The organism is Pseudomonas sp. KBS0710, from assembly GCF_005938045.2.
Lineage (GTDB): Bacteria > Pseudomonadota > Gammaproteobacteria > Pseudomonadales > Pseudomonadaceae > Aquipseudomonas.
This window is the reverse complement of sequence record NZ_VCCF02000001.1, coordinates 215,112-235,790: the sequence shown is the minus strand read 5'-3', so window position 1 is coordinate 235,790 and position 20,679 is coordinate 215,112. Positions and strand designations below refer to the sequence as shown.

19 protein-coding genes are annotated in these 20,679 nt (G+C 60.7%); 14 read left to right on the top strand and 5 right to left on the bottom strand.

Going from position 1 to position 20,679, the window contains the following annotated elements; translation table 11 throughout:
* The first annotated feature begins 97 nt into the window (after nucleotides 1–97).
* The 3 genes from FFI16_RS01070 to FFI16_RS01060 all read left to right on the top strand — a co-directional run bounded on the left by FFI16_RS01070 (nucleotide 98) and on the right by FFI16_RS01060 (nucleotide 2,568).
* Entirely contained in the window at nucleotides 98–1,654 is a 1,557-nt protein-coding gene (locus FFI16_RS01070; protein ID WP_138813832.1) for a bifunctional aminoglycoside phosphotransferase/ATP-binding protein, read from the top strand.
* A 93-nt stretch (nucleotides 1,655–1,747) separates the two neighbouring features.
* On the top strand, nucleotides 1,748–2,092 hold the full coding sequence (locus tag FFI16_RS01065; protein ID WP_056859776.1) for a pentapeptide repeat-containing protein: 345 nt from the start codon (nucleotides 1,748–1,750) through the stop codon (nucleotides 2,090–2,092).
* 203 nt (nucleotides 2,093–2,295) lie between these two features.
* Nucleotides 2,296–2,568, top strand: a complete 273-nt coding sequence (locus tag FFI16_RS01060; protein ID WP_138813831.1) for a TfoX/Sxy family protein — start codon at nucleotides 2,296–2,298, stop codon at nucleotides 2,566–2,568.
* A 243-nt stretch (nucleotides 2,569–2,811) separates the two neighbouring features.
* Here FFI16_RS01060 and FFI16_RS01055 read toward each other — a convergent pair whose 3' ends face one another.
* From FFI16_RS01055 to FFI16_RS01045, 3 genes are read right to left on the bottom strand one after another with little or no spacing between them, the layout of a single operon-like run.
* Nucleotides 2,812–3,579: a heme ABC transporter ATP-binding protein gene (locus FFI16_RS01055; protein ID WP_138813830.1), complete on the bottom strand. Its 768-nt coding sequence runs from the start codon at nucleotides 3,577–3,579 to the stop codon at nucleotides 2,812–2,814.
* Complete coding sequence (locus FFI16_RS01050; RefSeq protein ID WP_138813829.1) at nucleotides 3,579–4,616, bottom strand: iron ABC transporter permease; 1,038 nt, start codon at nucleotides 4,614–4,616, stop codon at nucleotides 3,579–3,581. The genes FFI16_RS01055 and FFI16_RS01050 overlap by 1 nt, the downstream gene beginning before the upstream one ends.
* Entirely contained in the window at nucleotides 4,613–5,491 is an 879-nt protein-coding gene (locus tag FFI16_RS01045; protein WP_138813828.1) for a hemin ABC transporter substrate-binding protein, read from the bottom strand. Before FFI16_RS01045 ends, FFI16_RS01050 begins: the two co-directional genes overlap by 4 nt.
* A 156-nt stretch (nucleotides 5,492–5,647) precedes the next feature.
* Here FFI16_RS01045 and FFI16_RS01040 point away from each other — a divergent pair, with 156 nt between their 5' ends.
* Nucleotides 5,648–5,965 carry a Rieske (2Fe-2S) protein gene (locus tag FFI16_RS01040; protein ID WP_138813827.1) on the top strand — a complete coding sequence of 106 codons (318 nt, stop codon included), beginning with the start codon at nucleotides 5,648–5,650 and terminating at the stop codon, nucleotides 5,963–5,965.
* Here the strand turns inward: FFI16_RS01040 and sfsA are convergent.
* Both sfsA and FFI16_RS01030 read right to left on the bottom strand, forming a co-directional pair.
* Entirely contained in the window at nucleotides 5,962–6,675 is a 714-nt protein-coding gene (gene sfsA, locus FFI16_RS01035; protein WP_138813826.1) for a DNA/RNA nuclease SfsA, read from the bottom strand. The genes FFI16_RS01040 and sfsA overlap by 4 nt on opposite strands.
* Nucleotides 6,675–7,847 carry a pyridoxal phosphate-dependent aminotransferase gene (locus FFI16_RS01030; protein WP_138813825.1) on the bottom strand — a complete coding sequence of 391 codons (1,173 nt, stop codon included), beginning with the start codon at nucleotides 7,845–7,847 and terminating at the stop codon, nucleotides 6,675–6,677. Before FFI16_RS01030 ends, sfsA begins: the two co-directional genes overlap by 1 nt.
* A 321-nt stretch (nucleotides 7,848–8,168) precedes the next feature.
* Between FFI16_RS01030 and dksA the strand changes: the two genes are divergently transcribed.
* The 10 genes from dksA to pgi all read left to right on the top strand — a co-directional run bounded on the left by dksA (nucleotide 8,169) and on the right by pgi (nucleotide 20,673).
* Entirely contained in the window at nucleotides 8,169–8,609 is a 441-nt protein-coding gene (gene dksA / locus FFI16_RS01025; RefSeq protein WP_026083092.1) for an RNA polymerase-binding protein DksA, read from the top strand.
* 95 nt (nucleotides 8,610–8,704) lie between these two features.
* Nucleotides 8,705–9,592, top strand: coding sequence for a tRNA glutamyl-Q(34) synthetase GluQRS (gluQRS, locus tag FFI16_RS01020; RefSeq protein ID WP_138813824.1), 888 nt, complete (start codon nucleotides 8,705–8,707; stop codon nucleotides 9,590–9,592).
* Between the two features lie 62 nt (nucleotides 9,593–9,654).
* Nucleotides 9,655–9,831, top strand: a complete 177-nt coding sequence (locus tag FFI16_RS01015) for a hypothetical protein (protein WP_003176118.1) — start codon at nucleotides 9,655–9,657, stop codon at nucleotides 9,829–9,831.
* Nucleotides 9,815–12,769 carry a sensor histidine kinase gene (locus tag FFI16_RS01010; protein ID WP_163005508.1) on the top strand — a complete coding sequence of 985 codons (2,955 nt, stop codon included), beginning with the start codon at nucleotides 9,815–9,817 and terminating at the stop codon, nucleotides 12,767–12,769. Before FFI16_RS01015 ends, FFI16_RS01010 begins: the two co-directional genes overlap by 17 nt.
* Before the next feature lie 22 nt (nucleotides 12,770–12,791).
* Entirely contained in the window at nucleotides 12,792–14,222 is a 1,431-nt protein-coding gene (locus FFI16_RS01005; RefSeq protein ID WP_138813823.1) for a sigma-54 dependent transcriptional regulator, read from the top strand.
* 707 nt (nucleotides 14,223–14,929) lie between these two features.
* Nucleotides 14,930–16,333, top strand: coding sequence for a polynucleotide adenylyltransferase PcnB (locus tag FFI16_RS01000; RefSeq protein WP_138813822.1), 1,404 nt, complete (start codon nucleotides 14,930–14,932; stop codon nucleotides 16,331–16,333).
* 2 nt (nucleotides 16,334–16,335) lie between these two features.
* Nucleotides 16,336–16,821, top strand: a complete 486-nt coding sequence (gene folK, locus FFI16_RS00995) for a 2-amino-4-hydroxy-6-hydroxymethyldihydropteridine diphosphokinase (protein WP_138813821.1) — start codon at nucleotides 16,336–16,338, stop codon at nucleotides 16,819–16,821.
* 314 nt (nucleotides 16,822–17,135) lie between these two features.
* Nucleotides 17,136–17,936 carry a 3-methyl-2-oxobutanoate hydroxymethyltransferase gene (gene panB, locus FFI16_RS00990; protein WP_138813820.1) on the top strand — a complete coding sequence of 267 codons (801 nt, stop codon included), beginning with the start codon at nucleotides 17,136–17,138 and terminating at the stop codon, nucleotides 17,934–17,936.
* On the top strand, nucleotides 17,933–18,784 hold the full coding sequence (gene panC, locus FFI16_RS00985; protein ID WP_138813819.1) for a pantoate--beta-alanine ligase: 852 nt from the start codon (nucleotides 17,933–17,935) through the stop codon (nucleotides 18,782–18,784). The genes panB and panC overlap by 4 nt, the downstream gene beginning before the upstream one ends.
* 224 nt (nucleotides 18,785–19,008) lie before the next feature.
* Nucleotides 19,009–20,673 carry a glucose-6-phosphate isomerase gene (gene pgi / locus FFI16_RS00980; RefSeq protein ID WP_065911187.1) on the top strand — a complete coding sequence of 555 codons (1,665 nt, stop codon included), beginning with the start codon at nucleotides 19,009–19,011 and terminating at the stop codon, nucleotides 20,671–20,673.
* Nucleotides 20,674–20,679: the final 6 nt, after the last annotated feature.

Genomic DNA, 20,679 nt, shown 5'->3' with positions numbered 1-20,679 from the left:
TATTGAGGATCAACATGAGCCGGACAGCGGTTTGCACGACCGACTGTAACCGCCATAATGCCGGCCATGATTTCCCCCAGACTTTGAAGGATCGCCCGTGAGCCAGTCCCTGATCGCTGCCCTGCAGAACCCGGCTTTATATCCCCATCCGATTGAAGCGTTTCAAGTCATTGAGACGCATATTTCCTGGGTCATACTGACCGGCCCCTATGCTTATAAGCTGAAGAAGCCGATGAACTTCGGCTTTCTGGATTTCACCCAACTGGACGACCGTGGCCACTTCTGCCGCGAAGAGCTGCGCCTTAACCAGCGCCTGACTGAAGATTTGTATCTCGACGTGTTGCCAATCACCGGCAGCGCAGAGGCCCCGCAATTGGGCGGTGATGGTCCGGTCATCGAATACGCGCTGAAAATGCGCCAGTTCCCGCAAAGCCAACTGCTCAGCACCCTGCAAGCCAATGGCGAGGTCACCAGCGCGCACATTGATGACATGGCCAAGCAGATCGCGCACTTCCACCTCAGCGCCCCGAAAGTGCCGCAAGACCACCCCGCCGGCACGCCGGATGAAGTGATGGCGCCGGTTCGCCAGAACTTCGACCAGATCCGCCCGTTCCTCAGCGACAAGGCCGACCTGGCCCAGCTCGAAGCCCTGCAAGCCTGGGCCGAAGCCAGCTTCGAACGCCTCAAGCCACTGCTGGCCCAGCGCAAGCTCGAAGGCTTCACCCGCGAATGTCACGGTGATATCCACCTGGGCAACGCCACCTTGATCGATGGCCAGGTAGTGATCTTCGACTGCATCGAGTTCAACGAGCCGTTCCGCTTCACCGATGTGTACGCCGACACCGGTTTCCTGGCGATGGACCTGGAAGACCGTGGCCTCAAGTCCCTGGCGCGCCGTTTTATCAGCCAATACCTGGAACTGACCGGCGACTACCAAGGCCTTGAAGTGCTGAACTTCTATAAAGCCTACCGTGCACTGGTGCGCGCCAAGGTGTCGTTGTTCAGCATGCCCAGCGAGGCCAGCCCGGTGCAACGCGCCACCACCCTGCGCCAATACCGCAACTATGCGAACCTGGCAGAAAGCTACAGCACTATTCCGTCGCGCTTCCTGGCGATAACCCACGGTGTTTCGGCCGTCGGTAAAAGCCACGTGGCGATGCGCCTGGTGGAAGCCTTGGGTGCCGTGCGCCTGCGTTCGGATGTAGAACGTAAACGCCTGTTTGGTGAACAGAAAGTCGAGAACACTCCGCAAGCCGGTATCTACGCCGCCGAAGCCAGCGCAGCCACCTACGCTCGCCTGAACGAAATCGCCGATACCGTCTTGCGTGCCGGCTACCCGGTGGTGCTGGATGCGACCTTCCTGAAAAGCGCACAACGCAACGCCGCCGCCAAGATTGCCGAGGCAACCGGCGCGCCCTTCCTGATCCTTGATTGCAATGCACCGCAGGCCGTTATCGCCAGCTGGCTGGCGCAACGTCAGGCGGATAAAAACGATCCTTCCGACGCCACGCTCACGATTATCGAAGAGCAACAGGCCAACCGTGACCCGTTGACCGCCGAAGAGCTGCTGCTGAGCAAACGCGTGGAGACCAACGAGAGCGGCACACTCGACGCTCTGGTGGCGCACATTCGTCAGCGCCTGCCTGGCCTGTAAGAAATATTTCTTGGTCGTGTCACCGATCTTCGGTGCACGACCGAGCGATAGTGGCACTATAATGGCGTCATAATTCCAACAGGAGTCGCCGTCATGAGTCAGCCCAAGCTTCTTGATACTCCGCTCTACGCACTCCTGCATAAAGACGACATCCGCGGCTTCAACCAGGAACGCCCCAAAGACGGCACCATCGACATGCGCGGTGGCGACTTCCGTGGGTTGGACCTGCGTGACCTGAACGCCACGGGCGTGGATTTCACCGACGCCTACTTCCGCTCTGCCGACCTGCGCGGCCTGGACCTGCGCGAGTGCTCACTGGAAGGCGCCAGCCTGGCCCATGCACAGATTTCCGGCACCTACTTCTCCCCCGAACTGACGGCTGACGAGATCCTCATGTCGGTCAATTTCGGTACTCGCCTGCGCTACCGCACCAAGTAACCTGATCTTTCGAGCCCTAGCTACGCCACATGCGTAGCGGGCGCCTCCTGCCTGCTTGTCGGCAATACCCTCAAAAATTCTTATAAGCTTTTCAGCCGTTCCTGACCAAAGAACCACGCTTTTCCTACTGAGCGCTACACTCCTTTTCAGGCTTGCCTGGTCACGATACCCACCGCACCAATCGGCCGTCGCAAGGAGGCTTGATGAACGATGAGCTGCAACACCTGAAAAACCTGGGCAAGACGTCAGCGCAGTGGCTGCATGCGGTGGGCATCCACAGCGCGTCCGACTTACGTCGCCTGGGAGCTGTCGATGCCTACCGAGCCGTGCGCACGCGCGGCTTTCGGGCCTCGAAAGTGCTGCTGTACGCAATTGAAGGGGCATTGATGGACGTGCATTGGAATGACATCCCGACGGAACGCAAGGAGGCATTGAACCGCCAGCTGGAGGCCATTTCAGCGCGCCAGAAGAATTAGCTTTGCGACAAATCCCAATGTTTACGGGCAGTTCGAACGCACGTTTGAGAAAAACGGCAGGTCGTTGAAAAACAGATGTTGACTCTCAAATGAGAATCGTTATGATTATCACAACTGGTCGCGAGATCAGCCGATAACTGAAAGACCATTGGTTCGGACTCTCAGATTATCTCCTCATCAGGCTAATCACGGTTATTTGACCCGGCTCTTGCCGGGTCTTTTTTTACCTATAAAAAAGCCGGTTCAGCGCGCAATGATCAACGGATGACCACGCTCCGGGTGCGGCTGTACCAGCACATCCAGGCCGAACACAGCTTTAAGTGGCTCAGGCCGCATCACCTGCGCCGGCGTATCCAACGCGTGTGGGCGCCCCTGCTCCAACAACAGAATCCGGTCGCAATAACGCGCCGCCAGGTTCAGGTCATGAAGAATCACCAACACCGCTGCGCCACGGTCGGCAAAGGTACGTATGGCCTGCAAGGTCGTGTGCTGGTGCAAGGGATCGAGCATCGACGTCGGCTCATCCAGCAGCAGCGTCTGCCCGGCCTCCCCCGGCCATAACTGCGCCAGCACCCGCGCTAGATGCACACGCTGGCGTTCGCCCCCCGACAGCGCCAGGTAGCTGCGGCCGCTTAAGTGGCCCACATCTGCCGCGTGCAGCGCTGCCTCGATGATTTCGTCATCACGCACGCGTCCGGTCTGATGGGGCAAGCGGCCCATGCCGACAACCTCCTCGACACGGAACGCGAAATCCAGCGTGGAGGTCTGCGGCAACACTGCCAGGCGTTGCGCACGTTGCGGCCCGCTCCAGTCCGTTAAGGCTTGCTGGTCCAGCCACACCTTGCCCTGATCCGGCTTCAACTCGCCGCACAATGCACCGAGCAATGTGCTTTTGCCTGCTCCGTTGGGGCCGAGCACACCGAGCACCTCACCCGGGCGCAAGTCCAGGGTGACCTCCGCCAGCACGGTTTTATCGCCACGCCGGATCTGCAACGCTTCTACTCGCAGCATCAGGCGCGCCCTCGCAACAACAAATAAAGAAAAAACGGCGCGCCGATAAAGGCCGTGACGATGCCGATCGGCAGCTCAGCCGGCGCCAGCGCCAGCCGCGCCACCAGGTCAGCAAACAGCAAAAGGCTTGCGCCCGCGAGCACAGACGCCGGCAACAGCACCCGATGATCCGGCCCGGCCAACAAACGCACCAGATGCGGCACCACCAACCCGACAAACCCGATCATGCCCGCCGCCGCTACCGCCGCGCCCACACCCAATGCAGTGCAGAACACCAGTTCACGCTTGAGCCCTTCCACATCAATCCCAAGGTGATTGGCCTCGGACTCACCCAGTAACAATGCATTCAAGGCTTTCGCACGACGCGGCAACCACAGCGCCACACCGGCGCTCACCATCAACAATGGCCACAACCGCGAATAGCTGGCGCCATTGAGGCTGCCCAGGTTCCAGAAGGTCAAGGTGCGCAAGGTGGCGTCATTCGCCAAATAGGTAAACAGCCCTACCGCCGAACTGGCGAGCGCCGTAAGGGCAATACCGGCAAGCAGCATCGTTGCGACGTTGGTCTGGCCGTTACGACGCCCCAGGCGATAAACCAGGGCCGTAACGCCCAAGCCGCCAAGAAACGCGCACAACGACAGCAGATAAGGCCCGAACGCATCCGGCAGGCCGCCAAATAATGAGCCTCCCACGATCGCAACCGCCGCACCCAGCGCCGCGCCGCTGGAGACACCGACCAACCCCGGGTCGGCCAACGGGTTGCGAAACAATCCCTGCATCGCCACGCCCGACAATGCCAACACACCGCCCACCGCCAAACCCAGCAAGGTTCGCGGCAAACGAATCTGCCCCAGGATCAGCTCGGCCTGTTCCAAACCCTGGGCTTGAATCGGTACGCCCATCAGGCGCAAGGCGGCCTTGAGCGTATCCAGCAACGGCAGGCTGACCGGCCCCAAGGCCAATGAAAGCCAAGTTGCCAGAAGGCATAGCAGCGCCAGCCCGATAAACAGCGTTTTCGGTTTAACCAGAGTCGTCATTGGGCAGGTTTAGCCTGGGACGGATAAAACCCGGCAGATAACTGCACCAGGCTTTGTGGCAGACGCGGCCCCAGCCCACCCACCAGCAGGGTCGGGTCCAGCTCAAACACCCGGCCTTTCTTGGCGGCCGGGGTGGATGCCAGAATCGGGTTTTCCTTGAACAAGGCCGCACGCGCCGCATCACCGGTGAGGGCGCGATCAGCAAACACCAGTACATCAGGGCTCAGACCGGCCAGCGACTCCACCGAAAACGGCTTATAGCCCGTGTGGGTCGCCAGGTTATGCCCGCCCGCCTGCTGCAACATCCAATCGGCGGCCGTGTCCTTGCCCGCAATCAGCGGCTTGCCACCGGCATGCCCGAGCAACAGCAGCACACCCGGCGCCTTCTGGGTGGCCTGGGCCTTGGCGACCCAGGCTTGCTGTTGATCCAGCTTCTGTTCATATGCAGCAAACAATTCGTTGGCCTTGGTTTCATCACCCAGCAGCTTGCCCAGGTGCTGAAGGTTGCCTTTCAAGGTCGGCAGATCCGGTTCGGCCGAGAACATCTCCACCTGCACGCCTGCGCCGCGAATCTGCGCCAGCACCGGCGGTGGGCCCATCTCTTCAGTCCCGACCAGAACCTGCGGGCGCAGGCTTAAAATCCCTTCCGCCGACAGTTGCCGTTGGTAACCAATGCTTGGCAACGCCTTGAGCGATTCTGGATGCTGGCTGGTGGTATCCACCCCTACCAGCTTTGACTCACCGCCCAGCGCCGTGACCCATTCCGATAGCGCCCCACCGGCACTGACCCAGCGTTGTGGCAGTTCAGAGGCTTGCGCCCCGTGGTTGACCAGCAGTGAGGCAACAAGCGCAATAGCGCTGGTACTCAGGCGCATAACAGGGTTTCCTTCCAGGGGCGGGGCTACTCAAGCACTCATGGATGTGACAGATAAACCCTGTCTGGCATCGTACAGAGCACCCAACCAGCTAACGGGCGAAGCCAGCATTTGATAATTGTTTGCATTTGAACGTCAAGGCACTTAAGGATTGTTATGAAGTTTCTCTGCCCCTCAGATGCCCTCGCGCCCAACAGCAGCCGTGGTTTTGAAATAGACGGTTGCAAAGTTTTGGCCGTGCGCCGTGACGGCGTGGCCTACTTCTACCTCAACCGCTGCCCCCATCGCGGCATTCCGCTGGAATGGCAGCCCGACCAGTTCCTGGACAGCAGCGCCAGCCTGATCCAGTGCGCCACCCATGGCGCCTTGTTCTTGATCGAAAGCGGCGAATGCATCGCCGGGCCATGCGCGGGCCAAAGCCTTAAAGCCCTGCCCGGCCGCGAAGACGCCCAAGGCCTGTGGGTGCAACTCTAGTCGCCGATCATCACGTCCAGGCGCCGGTCGATGATAATTTCCTGCGGCGTGACCCGCGCACCATAGGCCAACACCTCCACACCGGCCGCCTTGGCCTCGCGTAGTGCCGCGGCATAACCCGCATCGATTTCCACCGCCGGACGCACAGCGTCTATCCCCGACAGGTTCACGCAATACAACTGCACCGCACGCACGCCTTCGCGCGCCAGGTGCGCCAACTCGCGCAAATGCTTGGCGCCACGCTGGGTCACCGCGTCGGGAAACGCCGCCACCGGCGAGCCGTTGAAGCCCAAGGTAACGCTTTTGACTTCCACATAGGCCGCGCCCTGTGGGTACTCCAGGCGAAAATCGATACGGCTTTTTTCCTGGCCGTAAGGCACTTCGCGCTTCAAGGCGGTAAAGCCGCCGAGTTCAGTGATCACCCCGGCCCGCAACGCTTCCTCCACCAGTTGGTTGGCACGCGCGGTGTTAACGCACGCCAGCCGGCCTTGGGGCGTTTCAGCAATTTCCCAGGTGCCCGGCAACTTGCGCTTGGGGTCTGTGGAGCGACTGAACCAGACCTGGCCGCCCTCCACCATGCAATTGAGCATCGAGCCAGTGTTGGGGCAGTGAATGGTCAGCAACTCGCCGGTCAGCGTTTCGATATCGGTGAGAAAGCGCTTGTAGCGGCGGATCAGCCGCCCTTCTTCGAGGGGAGGATTAAAACGCATCAGCCTTGCCAGCTCCGCAAGCCACGGGCGATGCGTTCCACCGCCTCCTGTAGCCGATCGAGGTTTTGCGTGTAAGCAAAACGCACATGATGGCCGGCCTGATAACGACCAAAATCCAGGCCCGGCGTAAACGCCACATGTTCGGTTTCAAGGAAATGGCGGCAAAACGCGAAGGCATCACCGCCGAACGCGCTGATATCGGCGTACAAGTAGAACGCGCCTTCGGGCTCTACGGCGATGCCGAAACCCAACTCGCGCAAAGCTGGCAGCAGAAAATCCCGGCGGCGCCCGAATTCGGCGCGGCGCTCTTCCAGAATGCTCAGGGTTTGCTCGGTGAAACACGCCAGCGCCGCGTATTGGGCCATGCTCGGCGCGCTGATGTAGAGGTTTTGCGCCAACTTCTCCAATTCGCCCACCGCCGCCGGTGGCGCCACCAGCCAGCCGAGGCGCCAGCCGGTCATGCCGAAATACTTCGAAAAACTATTTAAGACGAAGGCCTCGTCGTCGACTTCCAGCACGCTGGCGGCATCGGTGCCATAGGTGAGGCCGTGATAGATCTCGTCCACCACCAAATGGCCGTTACGCGCCTTGATTGCACTGGACAACCCCGCCAGTTCGTCGCGGGTAAGAATGGTGCCGGTCGGGTTGGCCGGCGAGGCAACCAGCGCGCCAACGCTGTCTGCGTTCCAGTATTTAGCCACCAGCTCGGCGGTCAATTGGTAGCGCACGTCCGGGCCAACCGGCACCAACTGCGCGGCGCCTTCGACCAGCCGCAGGAAATGTCGGTTGCACGGATAGCCTGGGTCCGCCAACAGCCAGTGCTTGCCCGGATCGACCAGCAGGCTGCTGGCCAGCAGCAACGCCCCAGAGCCACCGGGCGTGATCAAAATGCGCTCAGGGTCGATGCTCAGGCCGTAGCGCTGCTGGTAAAAACCACTGATGGCCTGGCGCAGCTCGGGCAGCCCACGGGCCGCGGTATAGCGCGTCTTACCGTTGGCCAGCGCGGCCTGGCCGGCCTGAATAATCGGCTCGGCCGTGGTGAAATCCGGCTCGCCGATTTCCAGGTGGATAACATCATGGCCGGCCGCCTGCAGTTCATTGGCTCGCGCCAGCAGCGCCATGACGTGAAAAGGTTCGATGGCGCGACTGCGCGCACTGTAGGGCTGGGCCATTAGCCTTCCTTAGACGGAGAGAACAAAATTCGGATTCTACCGAACCCGCGCGGTAAAACATGCTCTATTGCCTGCTCGGTCGTCCGTGATGAAACGAGCAAGCGCCTGCAAAACGACTAAAATCAACAATCGAGACACGCTATACCCAGCCATGGCGGGCCAAGACGGTTTGCAAGCCGGCCACGTTGGGCCTCGACAACCGGGAGTGGCGCACCCCGAATCTATCTGGTAAGTTCGCCCGCTTGCAGCCGCAGGGCCGGCAGGTGTCGGTGACGTTGCAATCCTGCGCAATGGATTAGAAGAGTGAGAGGCGGTCTATTCATGTCCACCCAAGCAAAGCAACAGCAGCAGAGCCTCAGTGGCTTCACACCTTATGTCGAAGCGAAGGGTGAGGAGTACATGGGCAAGCCCATGCGCCAGCACTTCACCAAGATCCTGCAAAAGTGGAAGCAGGACTTGATGCAAGAGGTCGACCGTACCGTTGACCACATGAAGGACGAAGCCGCCAACTTCCCGGACCCGGCAGATCGTGCCAGCCAGGAAGAGGAATTCGCCCTCGAACTGCGCGCCCGTGATCGTGAACGCAAGCTGATCAAGAAAATTGACAAAACGCTGCAACTGATCGAAGACGAGGAATACGGCTGGTGCGAATCCTGCGGCGTCGAGATTGGTATTCGCCGCCTGGAAGCCCGCCCAACCGCGGACCTGTGCGTAGACTGCAAGACCTTGGCTGAAATCAAGGAAAAACAGGTCGGCAAGTAATCCTGCCGGGCTGAATGCAAGAAACAAAAAATGGGGCGTGCAAACGCTCCATTTTTGTTTCTGGCGTTCGGCGGTTTTCCAGTAGTATCCGGCCCATGACAGCCTCTACCTACATCGGGCGTTTCGCCCCCACGCCCAGCGGCCACCTGCACTTCGGTTCGCTGGTTGCCGCCCTCGCCTCCTACCTCGATGCCCGCGCCAATCACGGCCGCTGGTTGATGCGCATGGAAGACCTCGACCCACCCCGTGAAGAACCCGGCGCCCAGGCCGCGATCCTGCACGCCCTGGAAAGCTATGGCTTCGAGTGGGATGGGGAACTGGTCCGACAAAGCGAGCGGCATGATACCTACGCCAAAGTCTTGAACGACCTGTTCAACCACGGCCTGGCTTACGCCTGTACCTGCTCACGCAAACAGCTGGAGCCCTATCACGGGATCTATCCAGGCCTGTGCCGCAACCTCGGGCATGCTCAGCAAGAGGCGGCGATCCGCTTGCGCGTACCGGAGCTGGAATACCACTTCACCGACCGTGTGCAAGGCGAATTCCGACAGCACCTGGGCCGTGATGTGGGCGATTTCATCATCCGCCGTCGCGATGGCCTGTATGCCTATCAACTGGCCGTAGTGCTCGACGATGCCTGGCAAGGTGTCACCGACATCGTGCGCGGCGCCGACCTGCTCGATTCCACGCCGCGCCAGCTGTACCTGCAAGAACTGCTGGGCCTGCGCCAACCGCGCTACCTGCATGTGCCGCTGATCACTCAGCCGGACGGCAACAAGCTGGGCAAATCCTACCGCTCACCGCCATTGACACCTGACCAAGCCACGCCTTTGCTATTGAGGGCGTTGCGCGCCCTCGGCCAGCAACCCGGCAGCGAACTGCTGCACGCCAGCCCACGGGAACTGCTGGATTGGGGTATTGCACACTGGGATGCCAGCGAGATCCCGCGCGCACTCACGCTGGCCGAAGCGCAATTGAGTTGAAGGCGCTTGCAGCTTGCCAAGCATCCGTTACCATCGCGGCAGTTTTTTAATCAGAGGCCAACATGTACATCTATCGATTGGTCCTGCTGCTGGTCGTCGGGATCTACCTGTTTTCCCCCGCCATCATGGATTGGTGGATCGACGCCACGGGCGCCTGGTATCGCCCTTATCTGCTGTGGTTGATCCTGATCGTCGTGACTTTCATCCTGCAGAGCCAAAAAGATGCCGATGAGCTTTAGCCTCACCCAGATGCTGCTGATCAGCGCCGCCTACCTGGCCGCGTTGTTCGGGGTGGCCTGGATCAGTGAGCGCGGAATGATTCCGCGGGCGATCATTCGCCATCCGTTGACCTACACCTTGTCCCTGGGTGTCTACGCCAGCGCCTGGGCATTTTATGGCACCGTGGGGCTGGCCTATCAGTATGGCTACGGCTTCCTGTCCAGTTACCTGGGCGTGTCCGGCGCGTTCCTGCTGGCGCCGGTGTTGCTGTACCCGATCCTGAAAATCACCCGCACCTATCAGCTATCGTCCCTGGCGGACCTGTTTGCCTTCCGCTTTCGCAGCACCTGGGCCGGTGCGCTGACCACGATCTTCATGCTGATCGGCGTGCTGCCGTTGCTGGCCCTGCAGATCCAGGCGGTGGCCGACTCCATCAGTATTCTTACCCGCGAGCCGGTACAGCATCGCGTCGCCCTGGCCTTTTGCGCGCTGATCACGCTGTTCACGATTTTCTTTGGCTCACGCCATATCGCCACCCGAGAAAAACACGAAGGCCTGGTGTTTGCGATTGCCTTCGAGTCGGTGATCAAGCTGATCGCCATCGGCGGTGTCGGCCTGTATGCGTTGTACGGCGTATTCGACGGCCCGCAACAGCTGGAGCTGTGGCTGCTGCAAAACCAGACCGCCCTCGCCGCCCTGCACACCCCGTTGCAGGAAGGCCCATGGCGCACGTTGCTGCTGGTATTCTTTGCCTCCGCGATCGTGATGCCGCACATGTACCACATGACGTTCACCGAGAACCTCAACCCGCGCTCGTTAGTGAGTGCAAGCTGGGGTTTGCCGCTGTTCCTGCTGTTGATGAGCCTGGCGGTGCCGCTGATCCTGTGGGCCGGTCTCAAGCTCGGTGCCACTACCAACCCCGAATACTTCACCCTTGGCGTCGGTATTGCCGCCAACAGCAAATCCTTGGCATTACTGGCTTATGTGGGCGGTTTGTCGGCGGCCAGTGGCTTGATCATCGTCACCACGCTGGCACTCTCCGGTATGGCGCTCAATCACCTGGTGCTGCCGCTGTACCAGCCGCCGGCCGAAGGCAATATCTACCGCTGGCTGAAATGGACGCGCCGCGCGCTGATCGTCGCCATCATCATGGCCGGCTATGGCTTCTACCTGTTGCTGGGCGCCGGGCAAGACCTGGCCAACCTCGGCATCGTCGCGTTTGTTGCGACCTTGCAGTTCTTGCCGGGCGTGTTGTCGGTGCTGTACTGGCCGACCGCCAACCGTCGCGGCTTTATCGCCGGGCTACTGGCGGGCATTCTGGTGTGGATGGTGACCATGCTGCTGCCGCTGGTCGGCAACTTGCAGGGTTTTTACATCCCGCTGCTGAACATGATCTACGTGCTGGACGACACCAGCTGGCACATGGCGGCGATCGCCTCCTTGGCCGCCAACGTGCTGATGTTTACCCTGATCTCGCTGTTCACCAACGCCAGCCCCGAAGAAACCAGCGCCGCCGAAGCCTGCGCGGTGGACAACGTGCGCCGCCCGCAACGCCGCGAGCTGCACGCCGCCTCACCGCAAGAGTTCGCCACCCAGTTGGCCAAGCCGCTGGGCGCCAAGGCTGCACAAAAGGAAGTCGAGCAGGCGTTGCGCGACCTTTACCTGCCGTTTGACGAGCGCCGCCCCTATGCCCTGCGCCGTTTACGTGACCGCATTGAGGCCAACCTGTCCGGCCTGATGGGCCCGAGCGTGTCCCAGGACATGGTGGAAACCTTCTTGCCCTACAAGGCCGGCGGCGAAAACTACGTCACCGAAGACATCCATTTCATCGAGAGCCGGCTGGAGGACTACCACTCACGCCTCACCGGCCTTGCCGCCGAACTCGACGCCCTGCGCCGTTACCATCGCCAGACCCTGCAGGAACTGCCGATGGGCGTGTGTTCCCTGGCCAAGGATCAAGAGATCCTGATGTGGAACAAGGCCATGGAAGAGCTCACCGGCATCGCCGCCCAGCGTGTGGTGGGCTCACGCCTGAATACCCTCGGCGAGCCCTGGAAAGAACTGTTGCAAGGTTTTATCAACCTGCCCGACGAGCACTTGCACAAACAGCACCTGGCGCTGGACGGCCAGACCCGCTGGCTCAACCTGCACAAAGCCGCGATCGACGAGCCACTGGCACCCGGTAACAGTGGCCTGGTGCTGCTGGTGGAAGACCTGACCGAAACCCAGATGCTTGAAGACAAGCTGGTGCACTCCGAGCGCCTGGCCAGCATCGGTCGCCTGGCCGCGGGTGTGGCCCACGAAATCGGCAACCCGATCACCGGTATCGCGTGCCTGGCGCAAAACCTGCGCGAAGAGCGCGAGGAAGACGCCGAAATCACTGAAATCAGCGGGCAGATCCTCGAGCAGACCAAGCGCGTGTCACGCATCGTGCAGTCGCTGATGAGCTTCGCCCACGCCGGCGCGCATCAGAACCTGGACGAAGCGGTGTGCCTGGCAGAAGTGGCGCAGGATGCCATTGGGCTGCTGGCCCTGAACCGGCGCAATTTCGAAGTACAGTTTTTTAACCTGTGCGACCCGGACCACTGGGTCGACGGCGACTCCCAACGCTTGGCGCAGGTGCTGATCAACCTGCTTTCAAACGCCCGTGACGCAACCCCTGCCGGCAGTGCGGTACGCGTCAAGAGCGAGGCTTTCGAGCACACGGTCGACCTGATCGTGGAGGACGAAGGCAGCGGTATTCCACAGAACATCATGGATCGATTGTTCGAACCTTTCTTCACCACCAAGGACCCGGGTGAAGGTACCGGTCTGGGCCTTGCACTGGTCTATTCCATCGTTGAAGAGCATTATGGACAAATCACCATCGACAGCCCGGCTGACACCGAAAGCCAACGCGGCACCCGTATTCGGGTGACCTTGCCGCGTCATGTCGAAGCGACGTCCGCTGTGAACTGAGACCGTCGAGAGAATTGAATCAATGCCGCACATTTTGATCGTCGAAGACGAAACCATTATCCGCTCTGCCTTGCGTCGCCTGCTTGAACGTAATCAGTACCAGGTCAGCGAAGCCGGCTCTGTGCAGGAAGCACAGGAGCGATTCAGCATTCCCACGTTCGACCTGATTGTCAGCGACCTGCGCCTGCCGGGCGCGCCGGGTACCGAGCTGATCAAGCTGGGCCAGGGCACGCCCGTGCTGATCATGACCAGCTACGCCAGCCTGCGCTCGGCCGTGGACTCGATGAAGATGGGCGCGGTGGACTACATCGCCAAGCCTTTCGATCACGACGAAATGCTCCAGGCCGTGGCGCGCATCCTGCGTGACCGTCAGTCGGCCGGCAGCGCGCCCGCCGAACAGCGTCCAACCGGCAAGGCCGCCGAGAAGCCGGGTGTCGATAACAGCAACGGCGAGATCGGCATCATCGGCTCCTGCCCACCCATGCAGGACCTGTACAGCAAGATCCGCAAAGTGGCGCCGACCGACTCCAATGTATTGATCCAGGGCGAGTCGGGCACCGGTAAAGAGCTGGTCGCCCGCGCCCTGCACAACCTGTCCAAGCGTGCCAAGGCGCCGATGATTTCGGTGAACTGCGCGGCGATCCCCGAATCCCTTATCGAGTCCGAACTGTTCGGCCACGAGAAAGGCGCATTTACCGGCGCCAGCGCCGGGCGTGCAGGGTTGGTCGAAGCAGCGGACGGCGGCACCTTGTTCCTCGACGAAATCGGCGAGCTGCCCCTGGAGGCCCAGGCGCGCTTGCTGCGCGTGTTGCAGGAAGGCGAGATTCGTCGTGTCGGCTCGGTGCAATCACAGAAGGTCGATGTGCGCCTGATCGCCGCGACCCACCGTGACCTCAAGAGCCTGGCCAAGATCGGCCAGTTCCGGGAAGACTTGTATTACCGCCTGCACGTCATCGCCCTCAAGCTGCCCGCCTTGCGCGAGCGTGGCGCCGACGTCAACGAGATCGCCAACGCGTTCCTGCTGCGCCAGAGCGCGCGCATCAACCGTACTGACCTCAAGTTTGCCGCCGACGCCGACCAGGCGATTCGACATTACTCGTGGCCGGGTAACGTGCGCGAACTGGAGAACGCGGTCGAACGCGCGGTGATTCTGTCCGAGAGCCCGGAAATTTCTGCCGAGCTGCTGGGTATCGATATCGAGCTGAGCGACCTGGAAGACGACGACTTCATTGGCTTGGCCCCGCAGCAAGGCGGTGGCAGCAATACCAGCCATGAGCCGACCGAAGATCTGTCACTGGAAGACTACTTCCAGCACTTCGTGCTTGAACATCAAGACCATATGACCGAGACCGAGCTGGCCCGCAAGCTGGGCGTGAGCCGCAAGTGCCTGTGGGAACGCCGCCAACGCCTGGGCATTCCACGGCGCAAGACCGGGGTGGCCAGCGAAAGCTGAGGGCGCGCCCCCACAGGTAACACCCTCAGATGTGAAAAAACTGTTACCGCGACATTTTCACGTAACAGAAGCCGGGGCTTACGGTAACGAAGCCCCGGCTTTTTTTGCCCTTCAAAAAGCCAAAACCAGCTCAAACCCCTGGTTTTGCTGGACGGCACAAAAGTTGGCACGCACCCTGCTATATGCTTAGTACAAAAACAATAACAAGCTTTGTACAAGACAATAAAAATAAGACGAATCGACTCACGCATAACAAAAACAACACGGCGGAGGCGCAGCTAACTGATTCTTTTGGAGAGGCGTTGCATTTGGGGCTTGCCCCGCAACCAGGCCGAGAACAACAAAAACTGCCCTAAGGCAGAGCCTGAACTGGTTGGATCGTAGATCAGCAACACAGCGACCAAAGCAATCCGTTTGCTCTTGGCTCCCGATTGGGAGTGTCATGAAGGTGAAGCTTCATGGCGAGGGCGATCAACAAAAACAAGAAGCCCGCAACCATAATAAAAATAGAGCACGCAACTACTTCTGGGGGAGCTTCGGCTCCCCTTGTGGTTTCCGGCATTCGACCGCTGAACACCCTTCTTTAAGCGTCTGGCGCAAGCCTTGCAGCTTGTTCCTACACCATCCCTCGACTAAATGCTAGAATCCCCGCCCATCATGCGGTCATTCTTCGTTATGGCCGAACATTCCTTCAAACAGTGCATCCCATGCTGAAGAAGTTGTTCCAGTCATTCCGTTCCCCCTTGCGTCGTACGCAACACATTCGCAGCACGCCTGAAGTGCTTAACAGCAATCAGCATTCATTGCAGCGCGCTCAATTCAGCCGTTATGCAGTGAACATCGTCGAACGTTTGCAAAACGCCGGCTACCAGGCTTATCTGGTGGGCGGTTGCGTACGTGACATGCTGCTCAATATCACGCCCAAGGATTTCGACGTCGCCACCAGCGCCACGCCGGAGCAGGTGCGTGCCGAGTTTCGCAATGCGCGAATCATCGGCCGCCGCTTCAAGTTGGTGCACATCCACTTTGGTCGCGAAATCATCGAGGTCGCGACGTTCCGCGCAGGCCATCCGCAAAACGATGATGAGGAAGACACTAATCAGTCTTCCCGCAACGAGAGCGGCCGCATCCTGCGTGACAACGTGTACGGCACTTTGGAAGAAGACGCGCAGCGCCGCGACTTCACCATCAACGCCTTGTATTACGACCCGGTCAGCGAGCGCATTCTCGATTACGCCAATGGCGTACACGATATTCGCAACAACCTGATCCGCCTGATCGGTGACCCGACGCAGCGTTACCAGGAAGACCCGGTACGCATGCTGCGCGCCGTGCGGTTTGCCGCCAAGCTCAACTTCGGCATCGAGAAACACACCGCCGCGCCGATTCGCGAACTGGCGCCGATGCTGCGGGAAATCCCTTCGGCACGCCTGTTCGAAGAAGTGCTCAAGCTGTTCCTCTCGGGCTATGCCGCCGACACCTTCGAAATGCTCGTCGACCTGCAACTGTTCGACCCGTTGTTCCCGGCCAGCGCCGAGGCACTGGAATACAACCCGACGTACACCCACACGCTGATCAGCGAAGCGTTGGTCAACACTGACCTGCGCATCAAGCAGAACAAACAGGTAACGCCGGCGTTCCTGTTTGCCGCCCTGCTGTGGCCGGCCCTGCCCAAGCGCGTATTGCGCCTGCAGGACCGTGGCATGCCGCCGATCCCGGCCATGCAGGAAGCTGCCCACGAGCTGATTGCCGAACAGTGCCAGCGCATCGCCATTCCAAAACGTTTCACCATGCCGATCCGCGAGATCTGGGACATGCAGGAGCGCCTGCCGCGCCGCAGCGGCAAACGCGCCGACCTGTTGCTGGACAACCCGCGCTTCCGTGCCGGCTACGACTTCCTGCTGCTGCGCGAAAGCGCCGGCGAGCAGACCGACGGCCTGGGCGAATGGTGGACCGACTACCAGGACGCCAATGACAGCCAGCGCCGCGATATGATTCGCGACCTCGGCAGCAAAGGCGATGGCGAAGGCGCTGGCCCGAAAAAACGCCGTCGCAGCGGCACCAAGCGCAAGCGCAGCGCGGCTGATGCCTCGGGCGCTGCGGGCGAATAAACGTGGAACGCATCTACATCGGCATGGGCAGCAACCTGGCGGCCCCGGACCAGCAATTGCGCAGCGCTGTCGAAGCCCTGGCGCAATTGCCCGGCACGGCCCTTGTTGGCGTGTCGGCGTTCTATCAAAGTGACTCTTTGCTCCCGGGCCAACCGCGCTACACCAATGCGGTCGCCGCCCTGGACAGCAATCTTGCGCCACTGGACCTGCTCGATGCGCTGCAAGCCATCGAGAACGACCAGGGCCGCGAACGCCTGGAACGCTGGGGGCCGCGCACCCTGGACCTGGACATCCTGCTGTTTGGCGAACACCTGATCGACGTGCCGCGCCTCAAGGTGCCGCACTACCAGATGCATCTGCGTGCGTTTGTGCTGTACCCGCTGGCAGAGCTGGCACCCGCCGACCTGCAACTGCCCAGCGGCCAAACACTCAACGAGCTGCTGGCAGCCTGCCCGTTTGTCGGCCTGGAACGCCTGCCCCAAGACTGACTCGGTCAATGTGGAGCTGGCTTGCCTGCGATGCGGGCAACTCGGTACACCCGCCATTGCGCGGTGATGCCATCGCAGGCAAGCCAGCTCCCACCCGTAACAGCGGTAACACCCCACTCGTAACAATGCGGTAACACATCCAATTGACTTCCCGTGTCCTCATCACGACTATAGGCGTCCCGCTGCCGCCAACCCGGCGCTGAAGGGCGCAATCCAGGCCTTATAAGCACTGCTCTCAAGACAGTGCGCCTGTATACACGAAGACTCACGCGCGTTACTCGCTGTTTCCAAGCGCCTGAACGAGGACCCTTTCCATGCCAGACATTACCCTGACCACCTTGCAGAGCCTCAAGCTCAAAGGTGAAAAAATCACCATGCTGACCTGCTATGACGCCACCTTCGCCCACGCCAGCTGCGAGGCCGGGGTTGAAGTGCTGTTGATTGGCGATTCACTGGGCATGGTTCTTCAAGGGAATGACAGCACCCTGCCGGTCACCACTGACGAACTCGCGTACCACACGGCCAGCGTCAAACGCGGTAACAACGGCGCCTTTATCATCGCCGACCTGCCTTTCATGGGTTACGCCACCGTTGAACAAACCTTTCAGAACGCCGGCAAGCTGATGCAAGCCGGTGCCCACATGATCAAAGTTGAAGGCGCGGTATGGCTGGCGGAATCGATCCGGCTGCTGGCTGAGCGCGGCGTTCCGGTGTGCGTGCACATGGGCCTGACACCGCAGTCGGTGAACATCTTCGGCGGCTACAAGGTGCAAGGTCGCAACGAAGCCCAGGCGCGCCAGATGCGTGCGGATGCCATTGCCCTGGAACAAGCCGGCGCCGCGATGATCCTGCTCGAATGCGTGCCCAGCGAACTGGCAGCAGAAATTACCCAAGCGGTCAAAGTGCCGGTGATCGGCATTGGCGCAGGTTCAGCCACCGACGGCCAGGTGCTGGTGGTACACGACATGCTCGGCCTGTCGCTGACCGGCCGTGCACCAAAATTCGTAAAAAACTTCATGGCCGGCCAAGACAGCATCCAGGCAGCCCTGGCCGCCTACGTGCGTGAAGTCAAAGCCGGGACCTTCCCAGCCGAAGAACACGGGTTCTCTGCATGAACACCGTTAAAACCGTAAGAGAACTGCGCGCCGCCGTCGCCCACGCGCGCAGTGCCGGCAAACGCATTGGCTTTGTGCCCACCATGGGCAACCTGCACAGCGGCCACGCCACTTTGGTGACCAAGGCCGCACAGCAATCGGACTTTGTGGTGGCGAGCATTTTCGTCAACCCGCTGCAGTTCGGCGCCGGCGAAGACCTCGACAAGTACCCGCGCACGCTGGCCGCCGACCAGGAAAAACTGCTGCAAGCCGGTTGCAACCTGTTGTTTGCGCCCACCGTCGAGGAAATGTACCCCGGTGGCATGACCGGCCAGACCCGCGTAAGTGTCCCGCAACTGTCCGAAGGCCTGTGCGGCGCCAGCCGGCCCGGGCACTTCGAAGGTGTCGCCACAGTGGTGAGCAAGCTGTTCAACATGGTCCAGCCGGACATGGCCGTGTTTGGCCAGAAGGACTACCAGCAACTGGCGGTCATCCGTGCCATGGTGCATGACCTGAACATGCCCATCCAGATCATCGGCGAGCCCACCGTGCGTGCCGCCGACGGCTTGGCGTTGTCATCGCGCAACGGTTACCTCACCGAAGAACAGCGCGCGATTGCGCCGGTGCTCTACCGCAGCCTCAGCCAGATTGCGGCGGCTATAAAGGGCGGCGAGCAGGATTTCGTCAAGCTGCGTACCGAGCAGATCGCGCAGATTGAAGCGGCCGGGCTGCGCATGGACTACCTGGAGGTGCGCCAAGGTGTGCACCTGCGTGCGGCCACGCCTGAGGATCGGGATATCGTCATCCTCGTGGCGGCCTACCTGGGCGCGACACGCCTGATCGACAACCTGCATTTGACCCTCAACTGACCCCGCCAGGCACTTCGCCTGTTGCCCTGATCGCTGCGCCGGTATAAAAAAGTACCGGCGACAGCGCAGACAAAGCCAAGACATATCGACACGCTAGGTTTAATGTAATCGCCCTGCGCCATTGTTGGCGCTGACCGGACTCAAACGCCTGATGAAAGACTCAACGTTCCGGATTTAGAAGTGTCCTAAAGGCAAGTCCCCGTAATAAAAGGAAACCCGCAGCGATGGCGTACTACCGCACTCCTCATGACGTTACCGCTCTGCCCGCTTGGCAAGCGCTCAATCAACATCGCCAAGCCATGCAGGATTTCAGCATGCGCGACGCGTTCAATGCCGATCCCCAGCGCTTTTCCCAGTTCACCTTGAGCAGCTGCGGGCTTTTCCTCGATTACTCGAAAAACCTGATCACCGCCGAAACCCGCGCCTTGCTCGTGAACCTGGCCAATGAAGTCGGCCTGAAAGACGCGATCAACGCGCTGTACGCAGGCGAACCGGTCAACTCTTCCGAAGGTCGCCCCGCCCTGCACACCGCGCTGCGCCGCCCAGTGGGCGATAAGCTGTCGGTTAACGGCGTGAACATCATGCCGGACGTGCACAAGGTGCTGAACCAGATCACTGACCTGGTCGGCCGCATCCACGACGGCCTGTGGCGTGGTTACACCGAGAAGCCGATCACTGACGTGGTGAATATCGGCATCGGTGGTTCGTTCCTCGGCCCGGAGCTGGTCTCCGAGGCATTGCTGTCCTACGCCCACAAAGGCGTGCGCTGCCACTACCTGGCAAACATCGACGGCAGCGAGTTCCACGAGCTGACCCAGAAGCTGCGCGCCGAGACCACGCTGTTTATCGTTTCGTCCAAATCCTTCAACACCCTCGAAACCCTGAAAAACGCCCAGGCCGCTCGTGCCTGGTACCTGGCCCAGGGTGGTTCGGAAGCCGAGCTGTACCGTCACTTCATCGCCGTATCGAGCAACAACGCGGCGGCCGTGGCGTTCGGTATCCGTGAAGAGAACATCTTCCCGATGTGGGACTGGGTCGGCGGCCGTTACTCGCTGTGGTCGGCCATTGGCTTGCCAATCGCCCTGGCTATCGGCATGTCCAACTTCAAAGAGCTGTTGTCCGGTGCCTACACCATGGACCAGCACTTCCAGAACGCGTCGTTCGAGCAAAACATGCCGGTGCTGCTGGGCCTGCTGGGCGTGTGGTACGGCAACTTCTGGGGTGCGCAGAGCCATGCGATCCTGCCGTATGACCACTACCTGCGTAACATCACCAAACACTTGCAACAGCTGGACATGGAGTCCAACGGCAAAAGCGTGCGCCAGGACGGCACGCCGGTGTCCACCGATACTGGCCCGGTGATCTGGGGCGGCGTCGGCTGCAACGGTCAGCATGCTTACCACCAGTTGCTGCACCAGGGGACCCAACTGATCCCGGCCGACTTCATTGTGCCGATCGTCAGCTTCAACCCGGTGTCCGACCACCACCAGTGGCTGTACGCCAACTGCCTGTCCCAGAGCCAGGCACTGATGCTCGGCAAGACCCGCAGCGAAGCCGAAGCCGAACTGCGCGAAAAAGGCCTGCCGGAAGCCGAAGTGCAGAAGCTGGCGCCGCACAAGGTGATCCCGGGCAACCGTCCGAGCAACACCATCGTGGTCGAGCGCATCAGCCCACGTCGGTTGGGCGCACTGGTCGCCATGTATGAACACAAAGTGTTTGTACAAAGCGTGGTCTGGGGCATCAACGCTTTCGACCAATGGGGCGTGGAGCTGGGCAAGGAGCTGGGCAAAGGCGTCTACAACCGCCTGACCGGCGCTGAAGAAACCCTGGCCGACGATGCGTCGACCCAGGGCCTGATCAACTACTTCCGCGGTCGTCACCGCGGCTGAGGCCGG